General features: G+C 55.4%; 23 protein-coding genes and 1 pseudogene. 9 read left to right on the top strand and 15 right to left on the bottom strand.

All coding sequences use genetic code 11. From position 1 onward, the window contains the following. The first annotated feature begins 1 nt into the window (after position 1). The 3 genes from FHW17_RS01605 to FHW17_RS01595 all read left to right on the top strand — a co-directional run bounded on the left by FHW17_RS01605 (position 2) and on the right by FHW17_RS01595 (position 1579). Positions 2-781 carry an ATP-binding cassette domain-containing protein gene (locus FHW17_RS01605; RefSeq protein ID WP_112528068.1) on the top strand — a complete coding sequence of 260 codons (780 nt, stop codon included), beginning with the start codon at positions 2-4 and terminating at the stop codon, positions 779-781. Positions 782-917: 136 nt separating this feature from the next. Then, on the top strand, positions 918-1166 hold the full coding sequence (locus tag FHW17_RS01600) for a plasmid stabilization protein (RefSeq protein ID WP_112528164.1): 249 nt from the start codon (positions 918-920) through the stop codon (positions 1164-1166). Further along, on the top strand, positions 1163-1579 hold the full coding sequence (locus tag FHW17_RS01595) for a type II toxin-antitoxin system VapC family toxin (protein WP_112528070.1): 417 nt from the start codon (positions 1163-1165) through the stop codon (positions 1577-1579). Before FHW17_RS01600 ends, FHW17_RS01595 begins: the two co-directional genes overlap by 4 nt. Before the next feature lie 64 nt (positions 1580-1643). On the opposite strand, the gene FHW17_RS01590 is transcribed toward FHW17_RS01595, so the two are convergent. The 15 genes from FHW17_RS01590 to sppA all read right to left on the bottom strand — a co-directional run bounded on the left by FHW17_RS01590 (position 1644) and on the right by sppA (position 18169). Beyond that, entirely contained in the window at positions 1644-2222 is a 579-nt protein-coding gene (locus tag FHW17_RS01590) for a NifU family protein (protein ID WP_091878894.1), read from the bottom strand. Positions 2223-2321: 99 nt separating this feature from the next. Beyond that, positions 2322-2810, bottom strand: a complete 489-nt coding sequence (locus FHW17_RS01585) for a universal stress protein (RefSeq protein WP_091878892.1) — start codon at positions 2808-2810, stop codon at positions 2322-2324. Between the two features lie 27 nt (positions 2811-2837). Continuing rightward, the gene (gene trpS, locus FHW17_RS01580) at positions 2838-3917 is read right to left on the bottom strand and encodes a tryptophan--tRNA ligase (protein WP_112528072.1); all 1080 of its coding nucleotides are present in this window, start codon (positions 3915-3917) and stop codon (positions 2838-2840) included. Between the two features lie 108 nt (positions 3918-4025). After that, the gene (locus FHW17_RS01575; RefSeq protein WP_112528074.1) at positions 4026-4412 is read right to left on the bottom strand and encodes a VOC family protein; all 387 of its coding nucleotides are present in this window, start codon (positions 4410-4412) and stop codon (positions 4026-4028) included. Then, positions 4409-6007 carry a murein biosynthesis integral membrane protein MurJ gene (murJ, locus tag FHW17_RS01570; RefSeq protein ID WP_113095140.1) on the bottom strand — a complete coding sequence of 533 codons (1599 nt, stop codon included), beginning with the start codon at positions 6005-6007 and terminating at the stop codon, positions 4409-4411. Before murJ ends, FHW17_RS01575 begins: the two co-directional genes overlap by 4 nt. A 37-nt stretch (positions 6008-6044) precedes the next feature. Beyond that, the gene (locus tag FHW17_RS01565; protein WP_112528078.1) at positions 6045-8855 is read right to left on the bottom strand and encodes a [protein-PII] uridylyltransferase; all 2811 of its coding nucleotides are present in this window, start codon (positions 8853-8855) and stop codon (positions 6045-6047) included. A 71-nt stretch (positions 8856-8926) separates the two neighbouring features. Beyond that, entirely contained in the window at positions 8927-11647 is a 2721-nt protein-coding gene (gene mutS, locus FHW17_RS01560; protein ID WP_182509396.1) for a DNA mismatch repair protein MutS, read from the bottom strand. 147 nt (positions 11648-11794) lie between these two features. Further along, the gene (locus FHW17_RS01555; protein WP_112528080.1) at positions 11795-12634 is read right to left on the bottom strand and encodes a GNAT family N-acetyltransferase; all 840 of its coding nucleotides are present in this window, start codon (positions 12632-12634) and stop codon (positions 11795-11797) included. Between the two features lie 157 nt (positions 12635-12791). Beyond that, positions 12792-13295, bottom strand: coding sequence for a signal peptidase II (gene lspA / locus FHW17_RS01550; protein ID WP_112528082.1), 504 nt, complete (start codon positions 13293-13295; stop codon positions 12792-12794). Between the two features lie 4 nt (positions 13296-13299). Continuing rightward, positions 13300-14178 (bottom strand): RNA methyltransferase, encoded by an 879-nt coding sequence (locus FHW17_RS01545; protein WP_182509068.1) that lies wholly within the window; start codon positions 14176-14178, stop codon positions 13300-13302. Further along, positions 14175-15341, bottom strand: a complete 1167-nt coding sequence (locus FHW17_RS01540; RefSeq protein ID WP_182509067.1) for a class I SAM-dependent rRNA methyltransferase — start codon at positions 15339-15341, stop codon at positions 14175-14177. Before FHW17_RS01540 ends, FHW17_RS01545 begins: the two co-directional genes overlap by 4 nt. Positions 15342-15425: 84 nt before the next feature. Next, entirely contained in the window at positions 15426-16400 is a 975-nt protein-coding gene (locus FHW17_RS01535) for an ornithine cyclodeaminase family protein (protein ID WP_182509066.1), read from the bottom strand. A gap of 24 nt (positions 16401-16424) precedes the next feature. Beyond that, complete coding sequence (locus tag FHW17_RS01530; protein WP_091878881.1) at positions 16425-16754, bottom strand: LapA family protein; 330 nt, start codon at positions 16752-16754, stop codon at positions 16425-16427. Positions 16755-16823: 69 nt separating this feature from the next. Then, the gene (locus FHW17_RS01525) at positions 16824-17105 is read right to left on the bottom strand and encodes an integration host factor subunit beta (RefSeq protein WP_091878879.1); all 282 of its coding nucleotides are present in this window, start codon (positions 17103-17105) and stop codon (positions 16824-16826) included. A gap of 77 nt (positions 17106-17182) precedes the next feature. Next, a complete protein-coding gene (gene sppA, locus FHW17_RS01520) occupies positions 17183-18169 on the bottom strand; it encodes a signal peptide peptidase SppA (protein WP_182509065.1) in 987 nt (328 codons plus the stop codon). Between the two features lie 259 nt (positions 18170-18428). Here sppA and lptC point away from each other — a divergent pair, with 259 nt between their 5' ends. From lptC to ptsN, 6 genes and pseudogenes are all read left to right on the top strand, one after another. Continuing rightward, entirely contained in the window at positions 18429-19166 is a 738-nt protein-coding gene (gene lptC, locus FHW17_RS01515) for an LPS export ABC transporter periplasmic protein LptC (protein ID WP_182509064.1), read from the top strand. 44 nt (positions 19167-19210) lie between these two features. Then, positions 19211-19843 carry an LptA/OstA family protein gene (locus FHW17_RS01510; protein WP_112528090.1) on the top strand — a complete coding sequence of 211 codons (633 nt, stop codon included), beginning with the start codon at positions 19211-19213 and terminating at the stop codon, positions 19841-19843. A gap of 109 nt (positions 19844-19952) precedes the next feature. Further along, positions 19953-20681, top strand: a pseudogene (gene lptB, locus FHW17_RS01505) (LPS export ABC transporter ATP-binding protein); the annotation flags it as partial. A gap of 167 nt (positions 20682-20848) precedes the next feature. After that, positions 20849-22513, top strand: coding sequence for an RNA polymerase factor sigma-54 (rpoN, locus tag FHW17_RS01500; protein ID WP_182509063.1), 1665 nt, complete (start codon positions 20849-20851; stop codon positions 22511-22513). Between the two features lie 206 nt (positions 22514-22719). Next, entirely contained in the window at positions 22720-23313 is a 594-nt protein-coding gene (gene raiA, locus FHW17_RS01495) for a ribosome-associated translation inhibitor RaiA (protein WP_091878871.1), read from the top strand. A 63-nt stretch (positions 23314-23376) separates the two neighbouring features. Then, the gene (gene ptsN, locus FHW17_RS01490) at positions 23377-23841 is read left to right on the top strand and encodes a PTS IIA-like nitrogen regulatory protein PtsN (protein ID WP_091878869.1); all 465 of its coding nucleotides are present in this window, start codon (positions 23377-23379) and stop codon (positions 23839-23841) included. The last annotated feature ends 29 nt before the right edge of the window (positions 23842-23870 follow it).

The raw sequence follows: 23870 nt of genomic DNA, 5'->3' as shown, positions 1-23870 counted from the left end.
CATGACCAATACACAGACGCCTCTCATCGACATGGACAATATTTCGATAGCGTTCGGTGGTATCCGCGCGGTCGATGGTGCTTCCGTCAATCTTTTTCCCGGCGAAGTGGTGGCTTTGCTCGGCCACAATGGCGCGGGCAAATCGACCCTGATCAAAATCCTGTCCGGTGCCTACAAGCGTGACAGCGGCACGATCAAGGTCAATGGCGAGGAAGCATCAATCAGCAATCCGCGCGATGCCAAGGCCTATGGTATCGAGACGATTTACCAGACGCTGGCTCTGGCCGACAATGTTGATACAGCTGCCAATCTTTATCTCGGGCGCGAATTGATGACGCCGTGGGGTACGCTTGATGACGTCGCCATGGAACACAGTGCCCGCGAAGTAATGGGCCGCCTCAATCCGCGTTTCCAGCGCTTCAAGGACCCGGTGAAAGCCCTGTCAGGTGGTCAGCGCCAGTCGGTGGCCATTGCCCGTGCAATCCTCTTCAATGCCCGCATCCTGATCATGGACGAGCCGACAGCCGCACTCGGACCACAGGAAACCGCGCAGGTCGGCGAACTGATCAAGCAGTTGAAGAGTGAAGGCATTGGCATCTTCCTGATCAGTCATGACATTCACGACGTATTCCATCTGGCTGATCGCGTGGCTGTGATGAAAAACGGTCAGGTTGTCGGCACCGCCAAGGTGGGGGATGTCACCGAGGATGAAGTGCTCGGGATGATCATTCTGGGCAAATGCCCGCCCGGAGCTACGCCCGGTCCCGGCGCGGTCAACTGATTTCAGCCAATTTGAACGTTCGAACAGCCCTGCCATGCGGGGCTGTTTGCATTTCAGCACATCGCGGGCAGTGATTAATCATTGAACGTAATGCAATCATTGCTTAATATGCAATCAGTGAGGAATGGAGGCTGTGATGGCCAGCATGACAATTCGCAATCTTGATGACCAGTTGAAGACACGGCTGCGTATTCAGGCGGCACAGCATGGCAAGTCCATGGAGGATGAGGCACGCGATATCCTGCGTGCGGCTCTTTCACGCGAGCCAGCTGCACCCGCTAACCTTGCCGAGGCAATTCAGGAGCGGTTCAAGGCATTGGGTGGTGTCGATCTGCCGATTGCCCCGCGCGAAGCCGCCCGCAAACCGGTTGATTTCAGCGAATGATTATCCTCGATACTAATATCATCTCGGAAATGATGAAGCTGGAGCCGGATGCACGGGTTGTGCAATGGCTTGGCGAACAGCCCGTTGCATCGCTGTTCATAACCACAATCACGCAGGCGGAAATCTTATACGGCCTGTCGCTGCTTTCAGATGGAAAGCGCAAAGCGGCATTGTTGGGCACTGCCCAGTCAATGTTCAGCGAAGATTTTGCCGGTCGTATCCTGCCTTTTGACGGTTCCGCTGCTGAAACCTATCCCGAAATCTTTTTGGAGCGACGCCGGGCAGGCAAAACCATCAGCCAGTTCGATGCGCAGATTGCGGCAATCACCCAATCGAGAGGTGCCAAGCTTGCGACGCGGAATGGAAAGGATTTTGCCGATTGCGGATTGGATATCATCAATCCGTGGCAGTGAGCCTTGGCGAGGGACAACAAAAAGGCCGCAGTGAGCGGCCTTTGTCATGATTATGCAGAAGCAATCAGATGGCTTCGACCTGCTGAACTTCAGGCACAAAATGCTTGAGAAGGTTCTGGATGCCATGCTTCAACGTTGCCGTTGAAGACGGGCAGCCCGAGCAGGCGCCCTTCATGTGCAGGTAAACGGTGCCGTTCTCAAAACCGCGGAAAGTGATATCGCCGCCATCCTGTGCAACAGCCGGGCGCACGCGGGTCTCCAGCAGTTCCTTGATCGTGTCGACGATCTCGGTATCCGCCGTATTGAAAAACTCGCCTTCGCCTTCCAGCTGGGCCGTGGCCGCAACGGATGTTGCGCTGGCCATGACGGGGGCACCGGACATGAAGTGTTCCATGATCGCGCCGAGAATGGCTGGCTTCAGATGCTGCCACTCGGGGCCTTCGGCCTTGGTGACAGTCACGAAATCATAACCGAAGAACACGCCAGTAACGCCGGGAACAGCAAAAATCTTGGCTGCAAGCAACGATGCTTCGGAAGCGGTCGCCGCATCGCGGAAATCAGCCGTGCCTTCCTCAAGCACAACCTTGCCAGGCAGGAATTTCAAGGTCGCCGGATTGGGCGTGGCTTCAGTCTGGATGAACATGGCGGATGTCTCGCGTGTCTAGTTTAGAACAGTTCAAAAGCATATAGGCCTTTCGGCCGGTCTCTTCAAGGCGGATTGTATCACGGTTTCAAGATGCAATCATGTGATTGCGTCAATATCCTCGTTTGAGAGATTATAAGGCACGACAGTCACGGGAATGGAAAAGGATTCACGTCCCGCCAGAGCCTGCACCAGCGGGCCGGGGCCGTCCTTGCCGGAACCAGCAGCCAGAACCAGAATGGCGATATCCTGATCTTCCTCGATGAGCTTCTGGATCTGTTCGGAAGTGATTCCCTCACGCACCACAAGCTCGGACTCAATGTTGATGGTTTCCCGCACGGATGCGGCAAACTTGTTCAGCGTCGAATGCGCCCGCTCTTCGGCTTCCGCACGCATGATCTGCTCGACACCGAGAAACTGCTGGAAGTCAGCGGAATCGATGACAAACAGCAGAACCAGCACGCCATTGGTGGTCTTGGCGCGGCGCGAGGCATAGGCAACTGCCCGCTCGCATTCAGGCGTTTCGTCAATAACCGCCAGAAACTTGCGGCGGTGACCAGCTTCGCGGCTGAGACGTCTTGATACCATCTGTTCAACCTGCCCTAACTGTTGATCCTAATCCTGAAGAAATCCGACAATATCACGCACATTGCGCATCGTCTTCTCCGCCAACACACTTGCCTGTTCGCCGCCGTTTTTAAGGACGGAGTCGATATAGGCAGTATCGGCGGAAAGGCGGCGCATTTCGCTGGCAATCGGTGCAAGCTTTGCCACGGCCAGATCGGCCAAAGCGGGCTTAAACACGGAGAATTGCTGGCCGCCGAAATCGCGGATGACATTTTCCTTGTCCGTATCGGTGAGCGCCGCGTAAATGCCGACGAGATTATCCGCTTCCGGCCGTTCCTTCAGACCTTCAAGATCCGATGGCAACGGCTCGGAATCGGTCTTCGCCTTGCGGATTTTCTTCGAGATCGTGTCCTCGTCATCCGTCAGGTTAATACGGGACAGATCGGACGGATCGGATTTCGACATTTTTTTCGTACCATCACGCAAGCTCATCACGCGCGCGGCTGGACCGCCAATGACAGGCTCCGTCAGCGGGAAAAAGCTCTGGATGGTTTCATCGCCGGACTGGGTTTCAACGCCAAGACCAAGTTCGGCAATGCGATCGGAGAAATCCGTGTTGAACTTCTGGGCGATGTCGCGCGTCAATTCCAGATGCTGCTTCTGGTCTTCACCGACAGGCACATGCGTTGCCCGGTAAACGAGAATGTCAGCGGCCATCAGGTTGGGATAGGCAAAGAGGCCAACGGAAGCGTTTTCCCGGTCCTTGCCCGCCTTGTCCTTGAACTGGGTCATGCGGTTCAGCCAGCCCATGCGTGCGACGCAATTGAACACCCAGGCGAGTTCCGCATGCTGGCGCACCCGGCTCTGGTTGAAGACAATGTGCTTCTTGGCATCGATACCGGCAGCCAGAAAAGCCGCGGTGACTTCGCGTGTATTGCGCTGCAACTCGGCCGGTCCACCCCAGACGGAAACCGCCTGTGTGATCGCATGCTGGTCAACGACGCAGTAAATGCAGTTGTTATTTTCCTGCAGGGCAACCCAACGCCGCACGGCTCCCAGATAATTGCCAAGATGCAGATTACCGGTTGGCTGGACACCGGAAAAGACGAGCGGCTCAAACGTGCTCATGGTCAGTCCTTGATCGTTCGGGGATCGGGTCATCGGACCCGATGGCAATGGAGAGGAGGTTTTGGCAGAGCAGGGCGCTCTATTCAAGCCCTATCGAAACGTGCTGGTTCATTTGAGTTCGAGGAGGTCCCAGGTGTTGCCATAGAGATCTTCAAACACGGCAACGCTGCCATAGGCTTCGTGACGCGGGTCTTCCAAAAAACGCACGCCTGATTTCAGCATTGTCGAATGATCCCGCGTGAAGTCATCCGTATAGAGAAACAGTGCTACCCGTCCGCCGGTCTGATTGCCGACGCTGGATATTTGCGTTTCCGTGTCAGCCTGCGCCAACAGGAGCTTTGCTCCATCCTTCTCAGGCGCGACGACAACCCAGCGCTTCGTTGGGGAGAGCGCGGTATCGCTGACAAGCGAAAATCCCAACACCTTGGTGTACCATTCAATTGCCTCGTCATAATCGCGCACGACAAGGGTGATCATCCCGATATGGCGGCTCATGCGGCAGGGTCCTCCGGTGGCGCTACAGGTGTCTTTGCGCCCCGTTTTACATTGCGGCGGATCATGCCGAAGCTCGCGCCGCCCGTTGCAAAAGCCAGCGCGAAATAGATGATCATTGAAAGCAGGATCAACCCAAAGACAACAGGTGCCTGAACATGAACGGGTGTGTGGGAAGCGAGATAAGGTGCTGCCCATTGGATCGCATAATAAAGCGCAAATCCCATCGCCGCAGCCGAAAAGATCAGGCGCGGAATACGCGTGAGCAACGGAATATCGCGGCCCCAATGACCGCGCCAGACCAAGGTTGCAAAGAGCAGAATGGCATTGACCCAACCAGCCGTTACTTCTGCGGTGGCAATGCCGGTTTCCGCCATTAGCGGAAACAGCGTGAGAGCCATGGCAACATTGATAACCACGGAAACTGCCGCAAAGATCATCGGTGTCTTGGTATCTTCGCGGGCAAAGAAACCCGGAATGAACGCCTTGATCAGAACGAAGGCCGGTAGGCCAAGGCCATAAACCGCGAGGATATTGGAGACGCGCCGCGTCGACTCGACGGTGAATTCACCGCGTTCCAGCAAGAGGCGGATAATTGGCTCGGACATGACAAGAAGCGCAGCGGCAGCTGGCAGTGTCAGGAACAGGATGAATTCGACGGAGCGGTTTTGCAGGTTTCCGGCTTCCTTCAGATTGCCGGAGCGCAGCGCGCGGGCAAGTTCGGGCAGAAGCACGGTTGCAACGGCAATACCCACAACGCCAAGCGGCAACTGATAAACCCGGTCCGCATTGGCGAGCGATGTGACAGCGCCTTCCCGGCCGGACGCAATATTTGTGTTCACCAGAAGATTGATCTGGGTGATGCCGCCGGTAATTGCGGCGGGGAGTGCAAGCACCAGCAGACGCCGCACATTCGGCGTGAAATGCGGTAGCCGGAAGCCAATGGAAATGCCTGCATTGCGCACAGCAAACCAGACGATGGCCAGTTGCACCAGACCGGCAGCCATGACGCCCCAGGACAGGCCATAGCCGATCTTGATACCATCATGGCCCTTATACCAGGCATAGGCGAGGACACCGATAAGAATGACATTGAGAAACACCGGCGCGACCGCGGCGGCAAAATAGCGATGCAGCGAATTCAGCATACCGCTCATCATCGCCGCCAGCGACATACAGGCGAGATAGGGAAACATGATGATCGCCATCGACACCGTATTGTCGAACTTGACCGGATCATCGAGAAAGCCCGGTGCGATCACGGTGCGCACGATCAGCGGCATCGACAATTCCATCAGAATGGTCAGTGCCATCAGGACAGTAAAGAGAACGCCAAAGACCTCTTCGGAAAAGCGCTTGGCGCCCTCCATGCCGTTCGCCTCGATCTCCTTGGCAAACAGCGGCACGAAAGCGGCATTGAACGCGCCTTCGGCAAACAGGCGGCGGAACGTGTTGGGAAACCGGAACGCAGCATTGAAGGCATCGGCGACGGGGCCTGTACCAAGTGCCGCTGCCATCAGCATTTCGCGGGTCAGCCCGAAAACACGGCTCATCAGGGTGCCGGAGGCCACCGTCGCGAATTTTTTGACCAGACTCATACCTGTTCCAGTTTTCGAATAAACATGGGTGCTGAACCTATTCTGCCGACATCAGGATATTGTGCCGCTGCGGCTGTGCCGTGGTGATATCGCCTTCGCCGAACAAGGCGAGCATTTTTTTGCGGATGCGGTTTTGCCGGGCTGCATTGGTGATCTGATGGCCAACGAGATCGGTGACATAGAACACGTCGATGACCTTTTCGCCGAATGTCGTCACATGGGCCGAGGCAATATCGAGCGACAGATCGGAAATGACCCCTGTGATCTCGGAGAGCAGACCCGGACGATCCAGACCTTCCACTTCGATAACGGTAAACTTGTTCGACAGCTTGTTGTTGATTTCGACGCGCGGTGTGATGCGGAATGCCTTGACCGCGCGCTTCGGCTTGGTTCGCGATGCCAGCATTTCAGGCAGATAGGATTTGCCCGAAAGCACATCTTCGATCAGGCGGCCAACCCGCATGGCACGGCGGCGCTCATCATCATCGGTCGGGAACTCGCGGCTGATCAGGATCGTATCAAGCGCCCGGCCATCGCTGGTCGTGAAGATCTGCGCATCGACAATGTTGGCACCGGCTGCGGCGCAGGCTCCGGCGATGATCGACAGCAGGCGCGGATGATCGGGCGAAAGCACGGTGATTTCGGTTACGCCCTCAAAATCATGGGTTTTCACCATGGTTGCCAGCGTCTTTTCGGTGTTGTCGGACTCGCGCACGAAATTGGCGTGGCGCACCTGATCATCAAGGCTGACTGTCAAAAGGTAGTTCTGATAATGCTGGGCGAGATAGGACTGGCGTTCAACCTGTGGCCATGATGACAGAGCATGCTCAAGCTGCGCACGGGCGTGGTCGGTGCGTTCCTTGCGCGACACTTCCGAGAAGCCACCGGTCAGCATCAGTTCCGTTTCATAGAACAGGGTGCGCAGCAACTGGCCTTTCCAGCCGTTCCATACGCCCGGTCCAACCGCCTTGATGTCACAAACGGTAAGGATCAGGAGCAGCTTCATCCGGTCGAGTGTCTGCACGATCTCGGCAAAGTCTTCAATGGTCTTGCGATCATTGAGATCACGCGACTGTGCCACCATGCTCATGGTCAGGTGTTGTTCCACCAGCCATGATACGGTTTCCGTATCGGATTTGGACAGGCCCAGACGCGGGCAGATGCGCTTGGCAATACGGGCTCCCGCATGGGAGTGATCTTCAGGTCGGCCTTTGGCGATATCGTGCAGCAATAGCGCGACATAGAGCAGCTTCCGGTCTTTCTTCATACCAGGCATAATCTGGTTGGCCAGCGGATGTTCCTGCCCAAGATCGCCATGCTCGATTTCCGAAAGCACGGCGATGCAGCGCAGCAAATGCTCGTCAACCGTATAGTGATGATACATGTTGAACTGCATCATCGCGACGACCTTGCCGAAATCCGGGATGAATTTACCCAGCACGCCCGATTCATTCATGCGCCGCAGGATCAATTCCGGATTGCGCTCGGAAGTCAGGATTTCGAGAAACAGGCTGTTGGCCTCGGGGTTCTCGCGCAGCTCCGCCTTGATCAGTGAGAGCGAACGGGTAACGAGCTGCATCGCATCCGGGTGTAGCTCAAGGCCATGCAGATCTGCCAGATGAAACAGGCGGATGAGATTGACAGGGTCTTTATGGAAAACACCGTCATTGGCGATAGTGATGCGGTGGTTGTCGACGACAAAATCCGATGTTCCCGGCAGTTTGCGCTTGCGCCGGGAGAAGGTGAGGAAAATCCGGTTGAAACCCGGAACATGCTTTGCCTGCTCTTCTTCCAGCGCCGCGCAGATGATGCGGGTCAGGTCGCCCACTTCCTTGGCCACGAGGAAGTAGTGCTTCATGAAGCGCTCGACATCGCGCTGGCCGGGATGGGCGGTATAGCCAAGCCGCTGGGCAATCTCGCTCTGAATGTCGAAAGACAGCCGCTCTTCCGCCTTGCCCGTATAGAAATGCATATGGCAACGCACGGCCCAGAGAAGGTCCTCGGCCTTGCGGAAAATATTGTGTTCGGCCTTTGATAGCACGCCAAGCTTGACCAGTTCATCACTGGTTTTGACGTGGTAGTAATATTTGGCAATCCAGAAAAGCGTGTGCAGGTCGCGCTGACCGCCTTTGCCTTCCTTGACGTTCGGCTCGACCAGATAGCGTGTGGCACCCGCCTTGCGATGGCGCTCGTTGCGCTCGGTGAGTTTGGCCTCAATGAAAGCCGGTCCCGTACCCTTGACGACTTCCGCATCAAACCGGCGCACCAATGTGGTGAAAAGCTCGTCATTGCCGCAGACATAGCGCGCTTCGAGAATACTGGTGCGGATGGTCATATCGGCCAGTGACTGGCGAATGGATTCGTCAATATTGCGGGTGGCGTGACCGACCTTCAGGCCCATATCCCAGAGCATATAGAGAATATACTCGACCACCTGCTCGCCCCACGGCGTCTGCTTATAGGGAAGAAGAAACAGAAGATCGATGTCGGAACCCGGAGCCAGACCGCCGCGACCATAGCCACCCACGGCAACAACGGTCATACGCTCAGCCGAGGAGGGATTGGTCGAATGATAGACGTGCGTGATGGCAAACTCATAGAGTGCCAAAATGATCTGATCCATCAGATAGGACAGGCGTACGGAGCAGCGTGTGCCGCCGCCGTCCTTTTTCAACATCTCTTCAGCAGTCTTGCGACCCGAACCGAGTGTTTCTTTCAGGAGCTGCAGCACGTCATTGCGATTGACGGAAGCGGCGCCTTGTTTCTTTGCCGCCTTGACCAGATCTTCAAATTGACGATGAAGTTTGGCCGGACTGACGATCTGTTCCAGTTTCAGGTCTGCGCTCATGAACACGACTTTATGAATGATGGCCGCACGCTATAGCGTGTATTTGCTATAAACGAAATGCCCCTATGCGCTCACGATGTCGGGTTTGTGGCAAGGCCTTTCAACCGGTAGAGGGCGTCGAGCGCTTCACGCGGTGTCATTTCATCGGGGTTTACTGTTGAAAGAGCCGCCAACAGCGCGCTGTCCTTGCCCTTGGTGGGGGCTTTCACCTCGCGTTTCACCTCAACCGAGAACAAGGGCAGATCATCAATCAGCTTGTCCGCCTTTCCTGACGTCTCCCCAGCCTCAAGCTGATGCAGAACGTCGCGGGCGCGATTGACCACCGCCTCCGGCAGCCCCGCAAGCCGCGCCACCTGCACGCCATAGGACCTGTCAGCAGCACCCTTGGCCACCTCATGCAGGAAGACGACATCGCCGTCCCATTCCTTGACACGCATGGTGACATTGCTCAGCCGCGTCAGCTTTTCCGATAGCGCGGTCATTTCATGGAAATGCGTGGCAAAAATCGCCCGGCATTGGTTCTTTTCGTGGAGGTACTCCACTGCCGCCCATGCAATGGAAAGACCGTCAAACGTTGCCGTACCACGGCCAATCTCATCGAGAATAACCAGCGAATGATCGCTCGCCTGATTGAGGATGGCGGCGGTTTCCACCATTTCCACCATGAAAGTGGAGCGTCCGCGCGCCAGATCATCCGAGGCACCGACGCGCGAGAACAGCCGGTCGACAATGCCGATATGAGCCGAGCCCGCTGGAACAAACGAACCCATTTGCGCCAATATGGCAATCAACGCATTCTGGCGCAGGAATGTCGATTTACCGCCCATATTCGGTCCGGTCAAAAGCCAGATGGCACCTTTGGCGGTTCCTTCGGGCGAGAGATTACAGTCATTGGCCACAAAAGGATTGGCCGCCTGACGGCGCAGGGACTGTTCAACAACAGGATGGCGACCGGCGACAATCTCGAAGGCAAGACTGTCATCAACAAGCGGGCGGCAATAGCCCTGTTCTTCGGCAAGCGCGGCAAGCGATACGGAAACATCGAGCGCCGCCAGCGCTGCAGCACCGGCGCGGATTGCGTCCGCATTGGCAACCGTTTCCGTGACGAGCGTTTCGAAAATGCCAAGCTCGATCGCCAGCGCCCGCTCTGCTGCATTGGCGATCTTGGTTTCAAGCTCAGCCAGTTCCGTTGTGGTGAAACGCATGGCATTGGCGATGGTCTGCCGGTGAATGAATTTGCCCTTGGCTTCATCCGTATCGGTCATGACAGATGAATTATTGGCGGTTACCTCGATGAAATAGCCGAGCACATTATTGTGTTTGATCTTGAGTGAGCGGATACCGGTCAGATCCATATAGTCGGCTTGCAAGCCGGCAATGATGCGGCGCGAATGATCGCGCAGCGCGCGCATTTCATCGAGTTCCGCATTGTATCCGGATCGCACAAAGCCGCCATCGCGCTTGAGTAAAGGCAACTCATCATCAAGCGCATGATCAAGATGGGTGGCAAAATCTACCGGTAAAGCGCCAAGGCAGCTGCGAACTGCAGAAAGTTCCGCCGGAAGTACTTCTCTTCCAAGGAACGAGGCGATCTCAGCTGCCGCTTCGAGCCCACGCGCCAGCGCACCCAGATCACGCGGGCCGCCACGTCCAACCGCAAGCCGCGACAAGGCACGCGGCATATCAGGAACGCCCTTCAAGGCTTCGCGTGTCAGATCGGCAAGCGACTGGCCAGCAAGAAAACAGGATACGGAATCAAGCCGTTCGGCGATGGCATCGGGATTGGTGAGCGGCAAGGTCAGGCGTTCCGCAAGAAGCCGTGCGCCGCCGCCGGTTACTGTCCTGTCGATGGATTTCAGCAGGCTGCCATCGCGTTGGCCTGATAATGTGCGCAGCATTTCCAGATTGGCGCGGGTGGCGGGATCGATGAAAAGCGTGGCGCCTTCGGATTCCCGTTCCGGCCGCATCAGCGGCGGGCGCTCGGCAATCTGGGTTTTTTCCACATAGGCGATAGCGCCTGATATCGCCGACAGTTCTGCACGGGAGAAGTTGCCGAAACCGTCGAGTGTTGCCACATCGAAATAGCGCTGAATGCGGTTTTCTGCCGTGGCACTGTCAAAAAGGCTCGGTGGCTGCGGACTGACGGAGCGGCCGATCACATCAAATGTCGGGCGCAGTTCCGGATCATGGAAAACCGGATCGGCAACGATCAACTCGCGCGGATCGACCCGGAGAATATCGGCAAGCAGGCGGGATGGGTCCGTTTCACTGACGCGGAACGTTCCGGTGGAAATATCAATCCATGCGAGGGCAAACTGGCCCTGTGCGGCACCTTTGACCCGCCCGAGCGTCATTAGATAATTGGCTTCGGAGGGATCAAGCAGCTTTTCTTCGGTGATGGTGCCCGGTGTAACCAGACGCACGACATCGCGCTTCACCACGGATTTCGAGCCGCGTTTGCGTGCTTCAGCCGGGTCTTCCACCTGCTCGCAAACCGCGACGCGGAAACCGCGCATGATCAGCTTTTGCAGATAATCATCCGCCGCATGCACAGGAACGCCGCACATGGGAATGTCTTCACCCAGATGTTTGCCGCGTTTGGTCAGCGTAATTCCGAGCGCACGCGACGCCTGCACGGCATCATCAAAGAACAGCTCGTAGAAATCCCCCATCCGGTAAAACAATAGGCTGTCGGGGTTTGTTGCCTTGATCTCAATATATTGCTCCATCATCGGCGTTGGGCGCGCCGAGAGGTCAGCTTCATAGGATGGTGTTTCCGCTGTGAATGGCATGTCGGCCAAGACGTTCTCCTGATTTTGACCGATTCCGATCAGAAGACCAATCTATGCGCTATCGAAAACTTTACACACCGTGCGGCAACATCATCAGTGGTTTTCTCCACAGATGATGTTGTTCAAACACACAGGGAAGGGCAAATTTCAGTCGAAACGCTTGGCGTTTGAGATGTAATGGCTGACGTAGCGGCTGGAAATCCGGCTGACTGGCAGAATAATCAGCACATCAGTCGTGCCAAAATCATGGTCAACCACCGCACCGTCACCGATCATGGCACCAAGACGCAGATAGCCTTTGATCAATGGCGGCATGGCAAACAATGCGACCTTTGGATTAACCGCTTCGCTTGGGACGAGATCCATTGGCTGGTACAGCGAAGGCAAAGCCTGAACGTCCCAATCGGGTGTTGCGCGGCAATTATGATAGAGGAATGACAGTGGCAATGCATGTGCCGCCGGGACAGTTCCCTGGAAGGATGCGCAGCCAAACATCACATCAATCGAGTGATAGCGGCAATAGCTCCAGATACCCTGCCAGAGCAGTTCCACCGTGCGCTTCGAACGGTACTCAGGCAAAACGCAGGAACGCCCCAGCTCAAGAAAGTGCATTTGCGGTTTGGCGGCCACCAGATTGTCGATGGTGTATTCGCTCGTCGTGTAAAAGCCACCTGTTTTGTGGGCAACTTCCGAACGCATCAGGCGATATGTGCCGACGATCTGCTTGTGCTTTGGTCCGACAATCGAGGTGTCATAAACCAGAAGATGGTCGCATACGGGGTCGAAACGATCTGCGTCCCGCTGTTCCAGCGAAGCGGAGCCTTTTGCACCCAGTTCATCGAAAAATACTTTGAAACGCAGTTGCTGAGCCGAGACAATTTCGTCCTCGGTCTGGGCAAGACACACTTCCATCGTCCCAATGCGTCCAAGCACCGAGACCAGGTGTGGCGCCGTAAACGGCGAGCGTGTTGAATCAACCTGCGACATCGTGTGCTGATCTTTAGAGATAGACGCAGGTTCAAGCAAGGCGAAGCTCATAACGATTCGCTCTCATCATGGTTGATCGGCAATCACTAGATGCCTGAATACAACAATTGGATGACGAGCACATGACGCGCGGAACGCTGCAAACACTGGCTTTTATTCAGTTTTCCCCAGTCTGGCCGTTCGGCGTTTTACGATCGCGCAGCCAGACAAATATTTCTTCAAGCACGACAAGTGCTGCACCGACAGAAATATAGGCATCGGCCAGATTGAAGACGGCAAACGACCAGGATGGCAGGTGGAAAAGAATATAATCAACGACATAACCAAGCAGGCTGCGGTCAATCAGGTTGCCGATAGCGCCACCGATGATCAGCGCAAAGCCGATACGCGAAATCCATCGTGCCGCGGCAGTGGTCCACCAGAGATAGCTGACAAAGGCGATGACAATGACAGTCAGGCCAACAAGGGCAAGGTCGTGCATGCCGCTGAGCATCGAAAAAGCGATGCCATTATTGTGAACACGGAAAAGTGCAAGAAATGGCAGCACATCGATCTGCTGTTGATAGTCCATACCCGTCTCGACGAGGTATTTGATGATCTGGTCACTGGCCACGGCAAAAACCACGATGGCGAGCAGGCTGAAGAAGGATTTGCTCTTCATGGGGTCATTTATCCTGTTTGTCGCCGTCGAGCGTCAACGCCTCGCGGCGGATCTCGAACAGCATGACGCCGGTGGCGATGGCAAGGTTGAGTGAATCCGCCCGGCCTTCCTGTGGAATGCGGGCAAGCTTGTCGCAAGTCGATGCCAGCGTATCGGGCAGGCCCTGCTGCTCATTACCCATCAGCAATATGACGGGCTTTCCCTTATAGGGGATCGTCCGGTAATCCACGGCACCCTTGAGATGCGTGCCGACGATCAGGCCGGAAAACCCCTTGCGCCATGAAAGGAATTCGGCTTCCGTCGCGCGCGCCAGTGGCACGGCAAAGAGCGAGCCCATGGTGGCTCGCACGGTTTCCAGTGAAAACGGGTCCGTCGTATCGCCGATCAGAATGATTCCCTTGGCGCCTGCCGCATCGGCAGTACGGATGATCGTGCCGAGATTACCGGGGTCGCGCACCCGGTCGAGTGCCACATAAACCTCGTTGCCCTGCGGTTTGATCGCCGGCAGTGGTTGCAACTTCTGCTCGAAAACACCGACAACCATTTGCGGGTTGTCGCGGCGGGTGATCGCGGAAATCACCTTTTCATTGACCTCAAGCACATCGCCGCCCTTGGCAACGGTGCGTGCTGCAACCTGCTCGACGAGTGAATTTCCCTTACCGGCTTTGGAATAGACGAGCGTCTTGATAACCCAACCGAGATCGAGCGCATCGATAACCAGTTTCAACCCTTCCGCGAGGAATACACCTTGCTGGTCGCGGAATTTTTTGAGTGCCAGTGAGCGCAAATCCTTGACGATCGGATTGGTCAGGCTGGTGACTTCCTTGACCCTGCCGGGGCTCGAAATGGAACTGCCGTGGGAGCGATCATCATGTCTTGTCATTTGGCACCCCAGCGGCTGAACATGGACGTGGAAAGGGCGCGGCCGGAGGAGCGTTCGCGCAGGATCAGTTCGCCCGATTGTACTTCGCCGCCAAGCCCGGTGAAGGCGTCGCGCATCAATTCATGGATGGCAAAGAATGATGCCCGGATGGAATAGGCTGTTAAAACGACGCCCAGGGCGTTGGGTGTGAGGATCGACCGGCAAAGGTCGACCATATCAGGCAGGTTGTCGAAAAGCTGCCAGACCTCGCCATTCGGGCCACGGCCATAGGCGGGGGGATCAAGCAGGATGATATCATAGCCGCTGCCGCGCCGCTCTTCGCGGGCGACGAACTTCATCGCATCTTCGCAAATCCAGCGAATAGGCTTGCTGGAAAGGCCAGCCATTTCCTGATTTTCCCGCGCCCAGACGATTGCTTTCTTGGAGGCATCGACATGCGTTACCTCCGCACCGGCGCGCGCCGCAACCAGCGAGGCAACGCCGGTATATCCAAAGAGATTGAGCACCTTTACCGGACGCTTGGCGTTGCGGATAGTTTGGTCCATGTGCGACCAGTGTGTTCCCTGCTCAGGAAACACACCGACATGGCGAAATGAAGTGAAGCGACCGAAGAACGGAATGCCTTCATAGGCCATAGGCCATGTTTCGCCGAGTGGTACGTGTGGAAAATGCCAGCGTCCGACGCCTTCTTCATCCGTATTGCCCGTGAAGACAGCATCTGCCTTGTCCCATTCGGCCTTGTCCCATGCCGGGAGCCAGATCGCCTGCCCCTCTGGGCGGATGATCCGGTAGGGCCCATATTGTTCAAGCTTCAGGCCATTGCCGCTATCGAGCAGCGCATAATCATCGGATGGCAGTGTTTCGAGGATCAAGCCGGTCTTTTCAGTTGGCCGCGCACCTGTCCGACGGGTCAGGACACGCTTCGGCAGGGGTTCAGAACGCGGCGCGGCCTTGACGCGGGTGTCATTCTCAGGCGCAGGGGCAGGTTTGGCAAATTGCGGGCGCGGCTTGGTGGCCTGCTGCTTGTAGGGAGCGGCCTTTGGTCCTGCACTCTTCGGGCTCGCACCCTTGGGGCTTGCGGCCCGGGGGCTTGCGCCCCGGGGGTCAGTACCCCGGGCGCCGGTACCCCCGGCTTTCCTGATTTTTCCACCAGACGATTTCAAACGACTATGCCCTCGTATTCCCTTGGCCTTTGATCCAATGGTGGTTTCCTATGCCAAGACGAGGAAAGGCGAAAGCAAAAACACTCAAATCGAGGCAGCAATCGCCTTTTCATAGACCAGAATACCCGCCGCAAGGTCTTCCAGGGCTGCACCGACTGACTTGAACAGGGTGATTTCGTCAGGTGATTGGCGCCCTTTGACCTTGCCGCGCGTGAGATCGAACAGGTCGCCAACGACGTGGCTTTCGCTGATTGCGCCCGCCTTGATCGGCTGGACAATATCGCCGCCTTCTTTCAGCGCACCTTCTTTCGTGTCGACAAACACCCGCGCAAGCTTCACGCACTCATCATCGCTTTCGCGCATGGCAGGGGTAAATGCACCGATAAGATCGACGTGAGCGCCCTTTTTCAGATGTTTGCCGAGAATGAGTGGCTCGGTAGAAAGCGTTCCTGCCGCGATAATGTCGGCATCGGCAATGGCTGCATCCTTATCGGTGACAGCTTTGGCATTGAAACCGTCGGCAACAAGGTCCGTAGCCACTTTCTGCGCATTGTCAAAATTGCGGTTCCAGATGGAAATCTCACGGATTGGCCTGACAGAGCTGTGCGCACGGGCAAGAAAGCCGGATAGCGCGCCTGCGCCAAGGATAACGAGTTTGGATGCGTCTTCGCGGGCAAGATAGCGGGCGGCAAGGGCGGAAGCACCCGCGGTGCGCCATGTGGTCAATCGCTGGCCATCGATCAGGGCCTTGGGTTCACCTGTTTTTCCATCCAGCAGGAGATAGACACCCATGACGGCAGGTTTGGCGATAGCACCGTTGTCAGGCGAGACGGTGACGATCTTGACGCCCATATAGCCTTTCGTGGAATCGCGAAGTGCATCGAAATCCGACCATGCGGGCATCAGCAAAAGTGTCGATGCAGCGCCGTCAGGACGATCAACCGTATGGTGGTGGCGGACAGGCTGGATCACACCCTGACGGAACGCCGTTTCGATGGCATTGATCATATCCGGCCAGTTCAACAGCCCGTCAACCTCAGCCGGTGAGACCAGTTTCATCGTAAATCCTTGAAAATATGCCGTTTAATGCAGCGATGGGAGATTGGGTGTTGACTGGGTGGCGGCTGATTTCCGCGCTTCTATGCGCAGGAGTTCCGCTTCCTGTTTTCGCTGGCGAGCCAGCTTACGATGCTTGCCCTGATTGAACCAGGTGGCAAAACTGCCAAGGATCAAGCCGATGATGAGTGCAAGAAACAGCCAGACGAACAGAGGGGCCGAATAGGAAAGCCCGGGATTTCCCGGATTGAATGGATCAATCGTGAAAGTCACCAGCCCGCGATTGGCCACCGACAAGGCAATCAGAATGACGGCAAGCGGCACAAGAATGAGGACGACAACAACGCGATTGATCATTTCTCTCTCCAGGGTGACGGCACTTCACAAATAGTCAGGCAATCGAGCCGCCCCGGCTTGTCACTGCGCTCAGTCGGCGTTCAGCCTGTCGCGCAATTCCTTGCCGGTCTTGAAAAATGGCACCCATTTTTCTTCGACCTCGACACTGTCGCCGGTACGGGGATTACGGCCGCTGCGGGCGGGACGGTTTTTTACCGAGAACGCACCGAAGCCCCGCAGCTCGACCCGGTTTCCCTCCGCCAGAGCATCGGTGATCTCATCAAATATGGCGCCGACGATATTTTCGACATCACGCTGAAACAGGTGCGGATTGCGGTTGGCAATGATCTGGACGAGCTCTGATTTGATCACGGCATAATCCCTTCTGGTTCAAGTTCAGATGACACGGCCATTATGACTATGTCACTGATCCTGTAAGCTTAAATATCCTATTGCGCCCCGACAGGCTTGCCGTCAACGTGCCAAACTGAAACGAGCCCGTCAAGGAAGATACGATCACCGGTCAAATCCTTGAGCAAGCCGGCGCTTTCCTGCGGAATGCCGAGATATTCTGCCAGCATTTTCAACGCTGATTGCGACAAAAGCGAACTAAAAGCGGTTTTTTGAACGGGTTTCCATTCAACCACAGGCAGTTTCTCGTCCACACCCTTGGTTTTCAGCCATGCAACAGACTTATCTTCACCGCCAAGCTCATCGATAAGCTTGTTGGCAAGAGCCTGTCTGCCAGTGAAAACAGAGCCGTCGGCGAGCGCAAGCGTCTGCTCGCGGGTAAATTTGCGCCGCTCCTGCACAATTCCGACAAACCAGTCATAGGAATCCATGATCATGCGATGGATCATCGCTTTGGCTTCATCGCTTGCTGGATTGAAAAAGTTTGGCTCGGCCTTGAGCGGGCTGGATTTGATGGTTTCGACTTTGACGCCGATCTTTGTCAGCAATTCCGAAATGTCAGGATATTGAAAAAGTACGCCGATAGACCCGACGATGGAAGACTGGCGTGCGACGATATGATCCGAACCGCTGGCAATCATGTAACCCGCCGAAGCGGCAAGAGTACCCACCTGCGCGACCACGGGCTTTTTCGCTGCGATCTTGCGGACGGCTTCGTAAATGGCTTCCCCGCCAGCAGTCGTGCCGCCGGGCGAATCCACCGAGAGGATGACGCCTTTTACCGCAGCAGAATCAGCAACTTCACCAAGGCGTTTGATGAGTTCGTCATTTTCGAAGATGGTTCCCTCGATGCGGACTTTGGCGATGTGCGGGGCAGTTTTGCCCGAAAGACGGTCGGAGCCGGACAGAAAACCGTAGAGCCCGATCAATGCAAGTGCCACCACGAGCAGGGCAAGAACGCGCCAGAATGTCAGCTTGCGCCGGAGACGACGCCTGTCGATAATTGCGTCAGCGGTGTTTGCCATCGTCTTGTCCGTTTCCTGTCCAATTGAATGCAAGCATTCTTCTGCGGCAACATTCTGAGGATGTCCAGAGCCTTGAGTCTAGTGTATTGAGCGATATAGGCAATTCGCCGCGCACCTTGTATATGGGCAGATGACGGCATACTTGTTCGATCAGATGCGGCTTGTGCTATGGGCGCTCGTTCGTTTCATCGAAAAATAACCACATTGGCGTCCGACTAACGCAGCGCCAGTAGATTTCAATCGGTAGTATAACCAACTTATGTCCATTGAACTTAAACATACGCATCCTAACGGTGATGCAACAGCAGCTGCTGCGCAGCATGCGGAAGTTGCGCGGCAATTTGCTGCCACCGAAAAGGAATCGCACGTTTTTCGTGCGGCGGAGCGTCATTCCCGGCGTGTGCGCTTCCTGAAGTTCGCGCTGCCGACGATCGCATTGGTTGGCGCCGGTGTGTTTTCCTGGTTCACTTTCTTTTCCACGACCAACATTCCAAGCAATATTTCGTTGGACAGTGCCGGCATTCAGGACGGCAAGCTTGTCATGACCAATCCGAAGCTTGATGGCTTCACCAAGGACAAGCTTCCCTACAAGATGGGTGCGGAACGCGCCCTGCAGGATGTCGGTAACAGCGCCCTGATCACTCTTGAGAACATCAACGCCGAAATTCCTGTTGGCTCGCAATTGCGTGCGCAGGTGCATGCCAAGTCAGGTCTTTATGACAATGCCAACCGTCAGCTGAAGCTGGACAACGACATAACGCTGACAACTTCAGATGGTATGAAAGCACAGTTGAAATCCGCCGATATCAATATAGAAGCGAACACGATGTCGACCGATCAACCGGTCAGGATCGAGAATAGCAGTGCCAGTATTGTCGCAGACAGCATGAAAATTACTCAGAGCGGCAAAGTAATGGTCTTTGAAAAGGGTGTCAGGCTTGTCATTCAGCCCGCAAAGCTGCAAGAAGGTCGTAAGGAAGCCAAATCACAACAGTGATTGCGGGCCTCATGGGGATATCCCGGATTTAGGAGATTGAGACAATGTCGCGCGGGACAAGACTGATCAGCATATCGACTGTTGCATTGGGTATTTTGGCAACCTCCATGATTGGTCCTGTTGCAGCACAGGATGCGAGCAAGACCGTTGCTCCAAACGGTATGAAGCTTTCGAGCGATCAGCCCATCCAGATCGATTCTGATCGCCTCGACGTTCACAATGACGTCGGTACAGCAACTTTTACTGGCAACGTATCGGTTGTACAGGGCACCACGTTGATGAAGGCCGGCTCGATGGTCGTTTATTACGTGAAGAAGCCTGAAAAGACCGAAGCGGAAAAAGCTGCCGACAAAGCTGCAAAAAAGACGGAAGCCAACCCTGCTTCGCCAGCAGGAGCCGGTGCTCAGGACATTGATCATATCGAGGTCAATGACAAGGTCTACGTCAAGTCAGAGGATCAGGTTGCCACGGGCGATCACGGCACGTTTGACATGAAGACGCAGGTTCTGGTCCTGACCGGTAGCAAGGTTGTTCTGTCTCAGGGTGACAATGTCGGCGTCGGCTGCAAGCTGACCGTGCAGATGAAGAGCGGACAGGCGCAGCTGGAAAGCTGCAAGAATGGCCAGACTGGCCGTGTCTCCATCGTTGTTGCACCGAAAAGTGCTCCGAAAAACTAGACCGGCGGTATAAGTGTCCCTGTTCTCGCGTCGATCCACCCAGACTCCCGTATCGCCAGACGCTCGCATTTCTCAGGAGATGCGGGCCGCTGATCCAACTGCTACGGATCGGATGAAGGGCACGCTCGTCGCGCGCGGCATCACCAAGAGCTATAATGGCCGTCAGGTGGTCAATGGCGTTTCCTTTGGCGTGCGCGCCGGTGAAGCTGTTGGTATTCTGGGTCCGAACGGAGCTGGCAAGACCACCTGTTTTTACATGGTCACCGGGCTGGTGCCTGTTGACAAGGGCAATATCGAGATCGATGGCTTTGATGTCACCACGATGCCGATGTATCGCCGGTCACGCCTTGGCATTGGCTATCTGCCGCAGGAAGCATCCATTTTTCGGGGTCTCTCCGTCGAAAACAATATCAAGGCCGTACTCGAAGTTGTCGAGAAGGATCGTTCGGCGCGGGCGCAGGAACTGGATTCCCTTTTGGAAGAGTTTCACATTGCCCATTTGCGCAAGGCCCCGGCGCTTTCGCTGTCGGGTGGTGAGCGGCGGCGTCTCGAAATCGCGCGCGCTTTGGCTTCGCGTCCCAATTTCATGCTGCTGGACGAACCCTTTGCCGGTGTTGACCCGATTGCCGTGGCGGATATCCAGCAACTCGTGCGCCATTTGACCAGCCGTGGCATCGGTGTGCTCATTACTGACCACAATGTGCGCGAGACATTGAAGCTGATCGACCGCGCTTATATTATTCATGCTGGTCAGGTTCTGACCCATGGTCGTCCGGATGAAATTATTGCCAATCCTGATGTTCGGCGTCTTTATCTCGGTGATCAGTTCAAGCTTTGATTTTGTCGATTTCTGGTGACTTTTCGCCGGAAATTGCTTCTTGAACCGTGTATCCAGACGAATTTTCCTGAAAAGAGTCGTTTTTTGCTTTGTCGGAATTGACAAGCAAGGATTGGGCCAGTTCTGTACATTGAAAAGAATTTCGTACAGGGGTCCTCGCGTTCACCATGGCATTGTCGCCAAAACTCGATTTGAGGCAAACACAGTCGCTGGTGATGACGCCACTGCTCATGCAGTCGATTCGACTTTTGCAATTGACCTATGTCGAGCTTGAGCAGTTTATCGAACAGGAGATTGAAAAAAATCCCCTGCTGGAACGCGATGATGCGGCGAACGAGCCTTTTTCCTTTGAAAGCCGGACCATATCAGACGAGCGGGGACCCGAAGAAGCGGGTGATTACTCGCGCAACCTCAATAGTGGCGACGCCGCTGAACATGGGGATGGGGCCGACGCGGACGGGCAGAGCGAACATTGGCTTGTCAGTGGCGAGACCACCAGCTCCGGTTCCATGTCCGATACATTCGACAGTTCGCTGGAAAATATCTTTCCCGATGATCCCGGAACCCATGATTTCATTGCGGGAGATCTGGCGACGCAGTGGAAATCGTCCTCCGGTGATGGGTATGTGTCGACGGGCGGTGAAGGGTTCAACCTCGAACAGGTAACGGCTTCGCCCCTGACTTTGCGCGACCATGTGGGCGAACAGATCATCTTTGCTTTTGTTGATGCTGCGGACCGGCTGATTGCGGCGGAGCTTGCAGACCATCTTGACGAAATGGGCTATCTGCGCGCCGATGTGGATGAAATTGCCGAGAGATTGGGAGTTGATGCGGCCCATATCAACAGGCTCATTGCTATTCTGCAGACATTCGAACCTGCGGGCCTTTTTGCCCGCGATCTGGCCGAGTGTCTGGCCATTCAGCTGCGTGCCAAAAACCGGCTCGATCCGGCGATGACGATGCTTCTGCAAAATCTGGAACTGCTCGCCAAACGGGATTTCCACAGCTTGCGGAAACTGTGCCGTGTCACCGATACGGACCTTCTCGATATGCTCAAGGAGATCAGGCTTCTGGACCCGAAGCCCGGAACGGCATTTTCCTCAGGCGTGGCTGATAGCATCATTCCGGACGTTCAGGTCGCTATGGCGCCGGGTGGGACCTGGAACATCGAACTCAATCCCGATGCTTTGCCGCGCGTTCTCGTCAACAATACCTATTATGCCACGATTGCCAAAGTCGCGGCATCCCCGGCGGAGAAGGGTTTTTTGAGCGAATGTCTGCAAAATGCAAACTGGTTGACCCGTAGTCTGGACCAGCGTGCGCAGACAATTTTGAAAGTGGCGACGGAAATTGTACGCCAGCAGTCCGAGTTTCTGCAATTTGGTGTGGCACATCTGAAGCCGCTTAACCTGCGAAATGTGGCTGACGCCATCGGTATGCACGAATCGACCGTGAGCCGCGTAACCGCCAATAAATACATGCTGACGAAGCGTGGTGTTTTCGAGTTGCGCTATTTTTTCAATGCCGGAATTTCGGCCACCGAAGGCGGCGAGCAGCATTCTTCACAATCTGTCCGGCATCAAATCAAGCTTCTTATCGACAATGAAAAGCCTGAGGATATTTTGTCCGACGATACAATTGTGGATCTTTTGAAGGGCCAGGGCGTTGATATTGCACGGCGTACCGTTGCGAAATACCGGGAGGCGATGAACATCGCTTCCTCAGTCCAAAGGCGCCGCGAGAAAAAAGCACAGGCTTCTGTGCGCAAGGGTGACGGAAACTCTGGATTCATCCGCCACACAGGTGTAGAATCGCGGCGAGTGGGTAAATGAACCGGACCATAGAAGTCTGGTCAAGGGAGAGTGAAGCGCCGGTAATTTGCGTCAATTGAAGCGAAAGCGCGCCTTTGGATATGAAGAATCAGAAAGTGAAATGTGATGAATCGCTCGCATGGAATGTGCGGGATGTCTTTGCTCGTCTTACAACAACAGTGTAGATTGGCTCGGGCAATGAAAAGTCACAACGAAGGTGAGGTATCATGAGTCTGCGTGTATCTGGGAAACATATGGACATTGGTGACGCTTTCCGCATTCGCATTGACGAACGGATCGGCGAGATGGTTACCAAATATTTCGATGGCGGATATACAGGCCACGTCACAGTGGAGAAGCAGGGGTCGCGTTTTATCGCAGACTGCCTGATCCGTCTCGATACCGGCACGGTGTTGCAGGCAGCGGGCGAGGCACAAGATCCTCAGCTTGCTTTCGATGCAGCCGGAGAACGCGTGGACAAGCGTCTTCGCCGTTATAAGCGGCGTCTGAAATCGCATCAGGCACCGGGCTCCAACGGTGTTTTCGACGATATTTCCTACCGGGTCGTAGCTCCTGTACCGGATGAGGATGAGGATATTCCGGAAGATTACGCACCGACAATCGTGGCTGAGACGTCCATGGCGCTCAGAAGCATGAGTGTCGCGTCTGCTGTGGTCGAGCTTGATCTGAAAGATAGTCCAGTGGTTGTCTTCCGCAACTCTGGAAGTACGCAGGTGAATATCGTATACCGCCGCGCTGACGGCAACATCGGCTGGATCGATCCATCGGCCGTGGCCGGTCAGAACGGTGCCGGCTCATAGGCGAAATTTGAACTACCGTCCGCGCCTTAAAAGCGCGGGCGGTAATCAGGAAGGAAGAGAATAATGGATCTGGGTGATCTCATTCAGCCCGACGCTGTCCTGCCCGCATTGAAAGTCAATTCCAAAAAGCAGCTTTTGCAAATCATGTCGGAAAAGGCCGCCGCCTTGACCGGTTTGACGGAGCGGGAAGTGTTCGACACTGTCCTGCAGCGTGAGCGCCTTGGTTCGACCGGTGTTGGCAATGGCATTGCCATTCCGCATGGCAAGATCAACAGCGTGAAGCGAATTACCGGGGTCTTTGCGCAGCTCGAAACACCTGTTGATTTTGAAGCGCTTGATGATCAGCCTGTGGATATTGTTTTCCTTCTGCTGGCCCCTGAAAATGCCGGTGCTGATCACCTGAAGGCTTTGTCACGCATTGCACGCATGCTGCGTGATCCCGAGAGAATTGCCAAACTGCGCACCGCCCATGATGCGAGCCTTATCTATGAATTGCTGACGGCGCAGCCTGCATCCAACGCCGCCTGATTATTTTATAGTGTTTGAAGAGAAAGCCG

This window comes from Phyllobacterium sp. P30BS-XVII (genome assembly GCF_014138335.1).
Classification (GTDB): Bacteria; Pseudomonadota; Alphaproteobacteria; order Rhizobiales; family Rhizobiaceae; genus Phyllobacterium; species Phyllobacterium meliloti.
The sequence above is the reverse complement of the archived record's forward strand: the minus strand, read 5'-3'. Positions and strand labels throughout refer to the sequence as shown.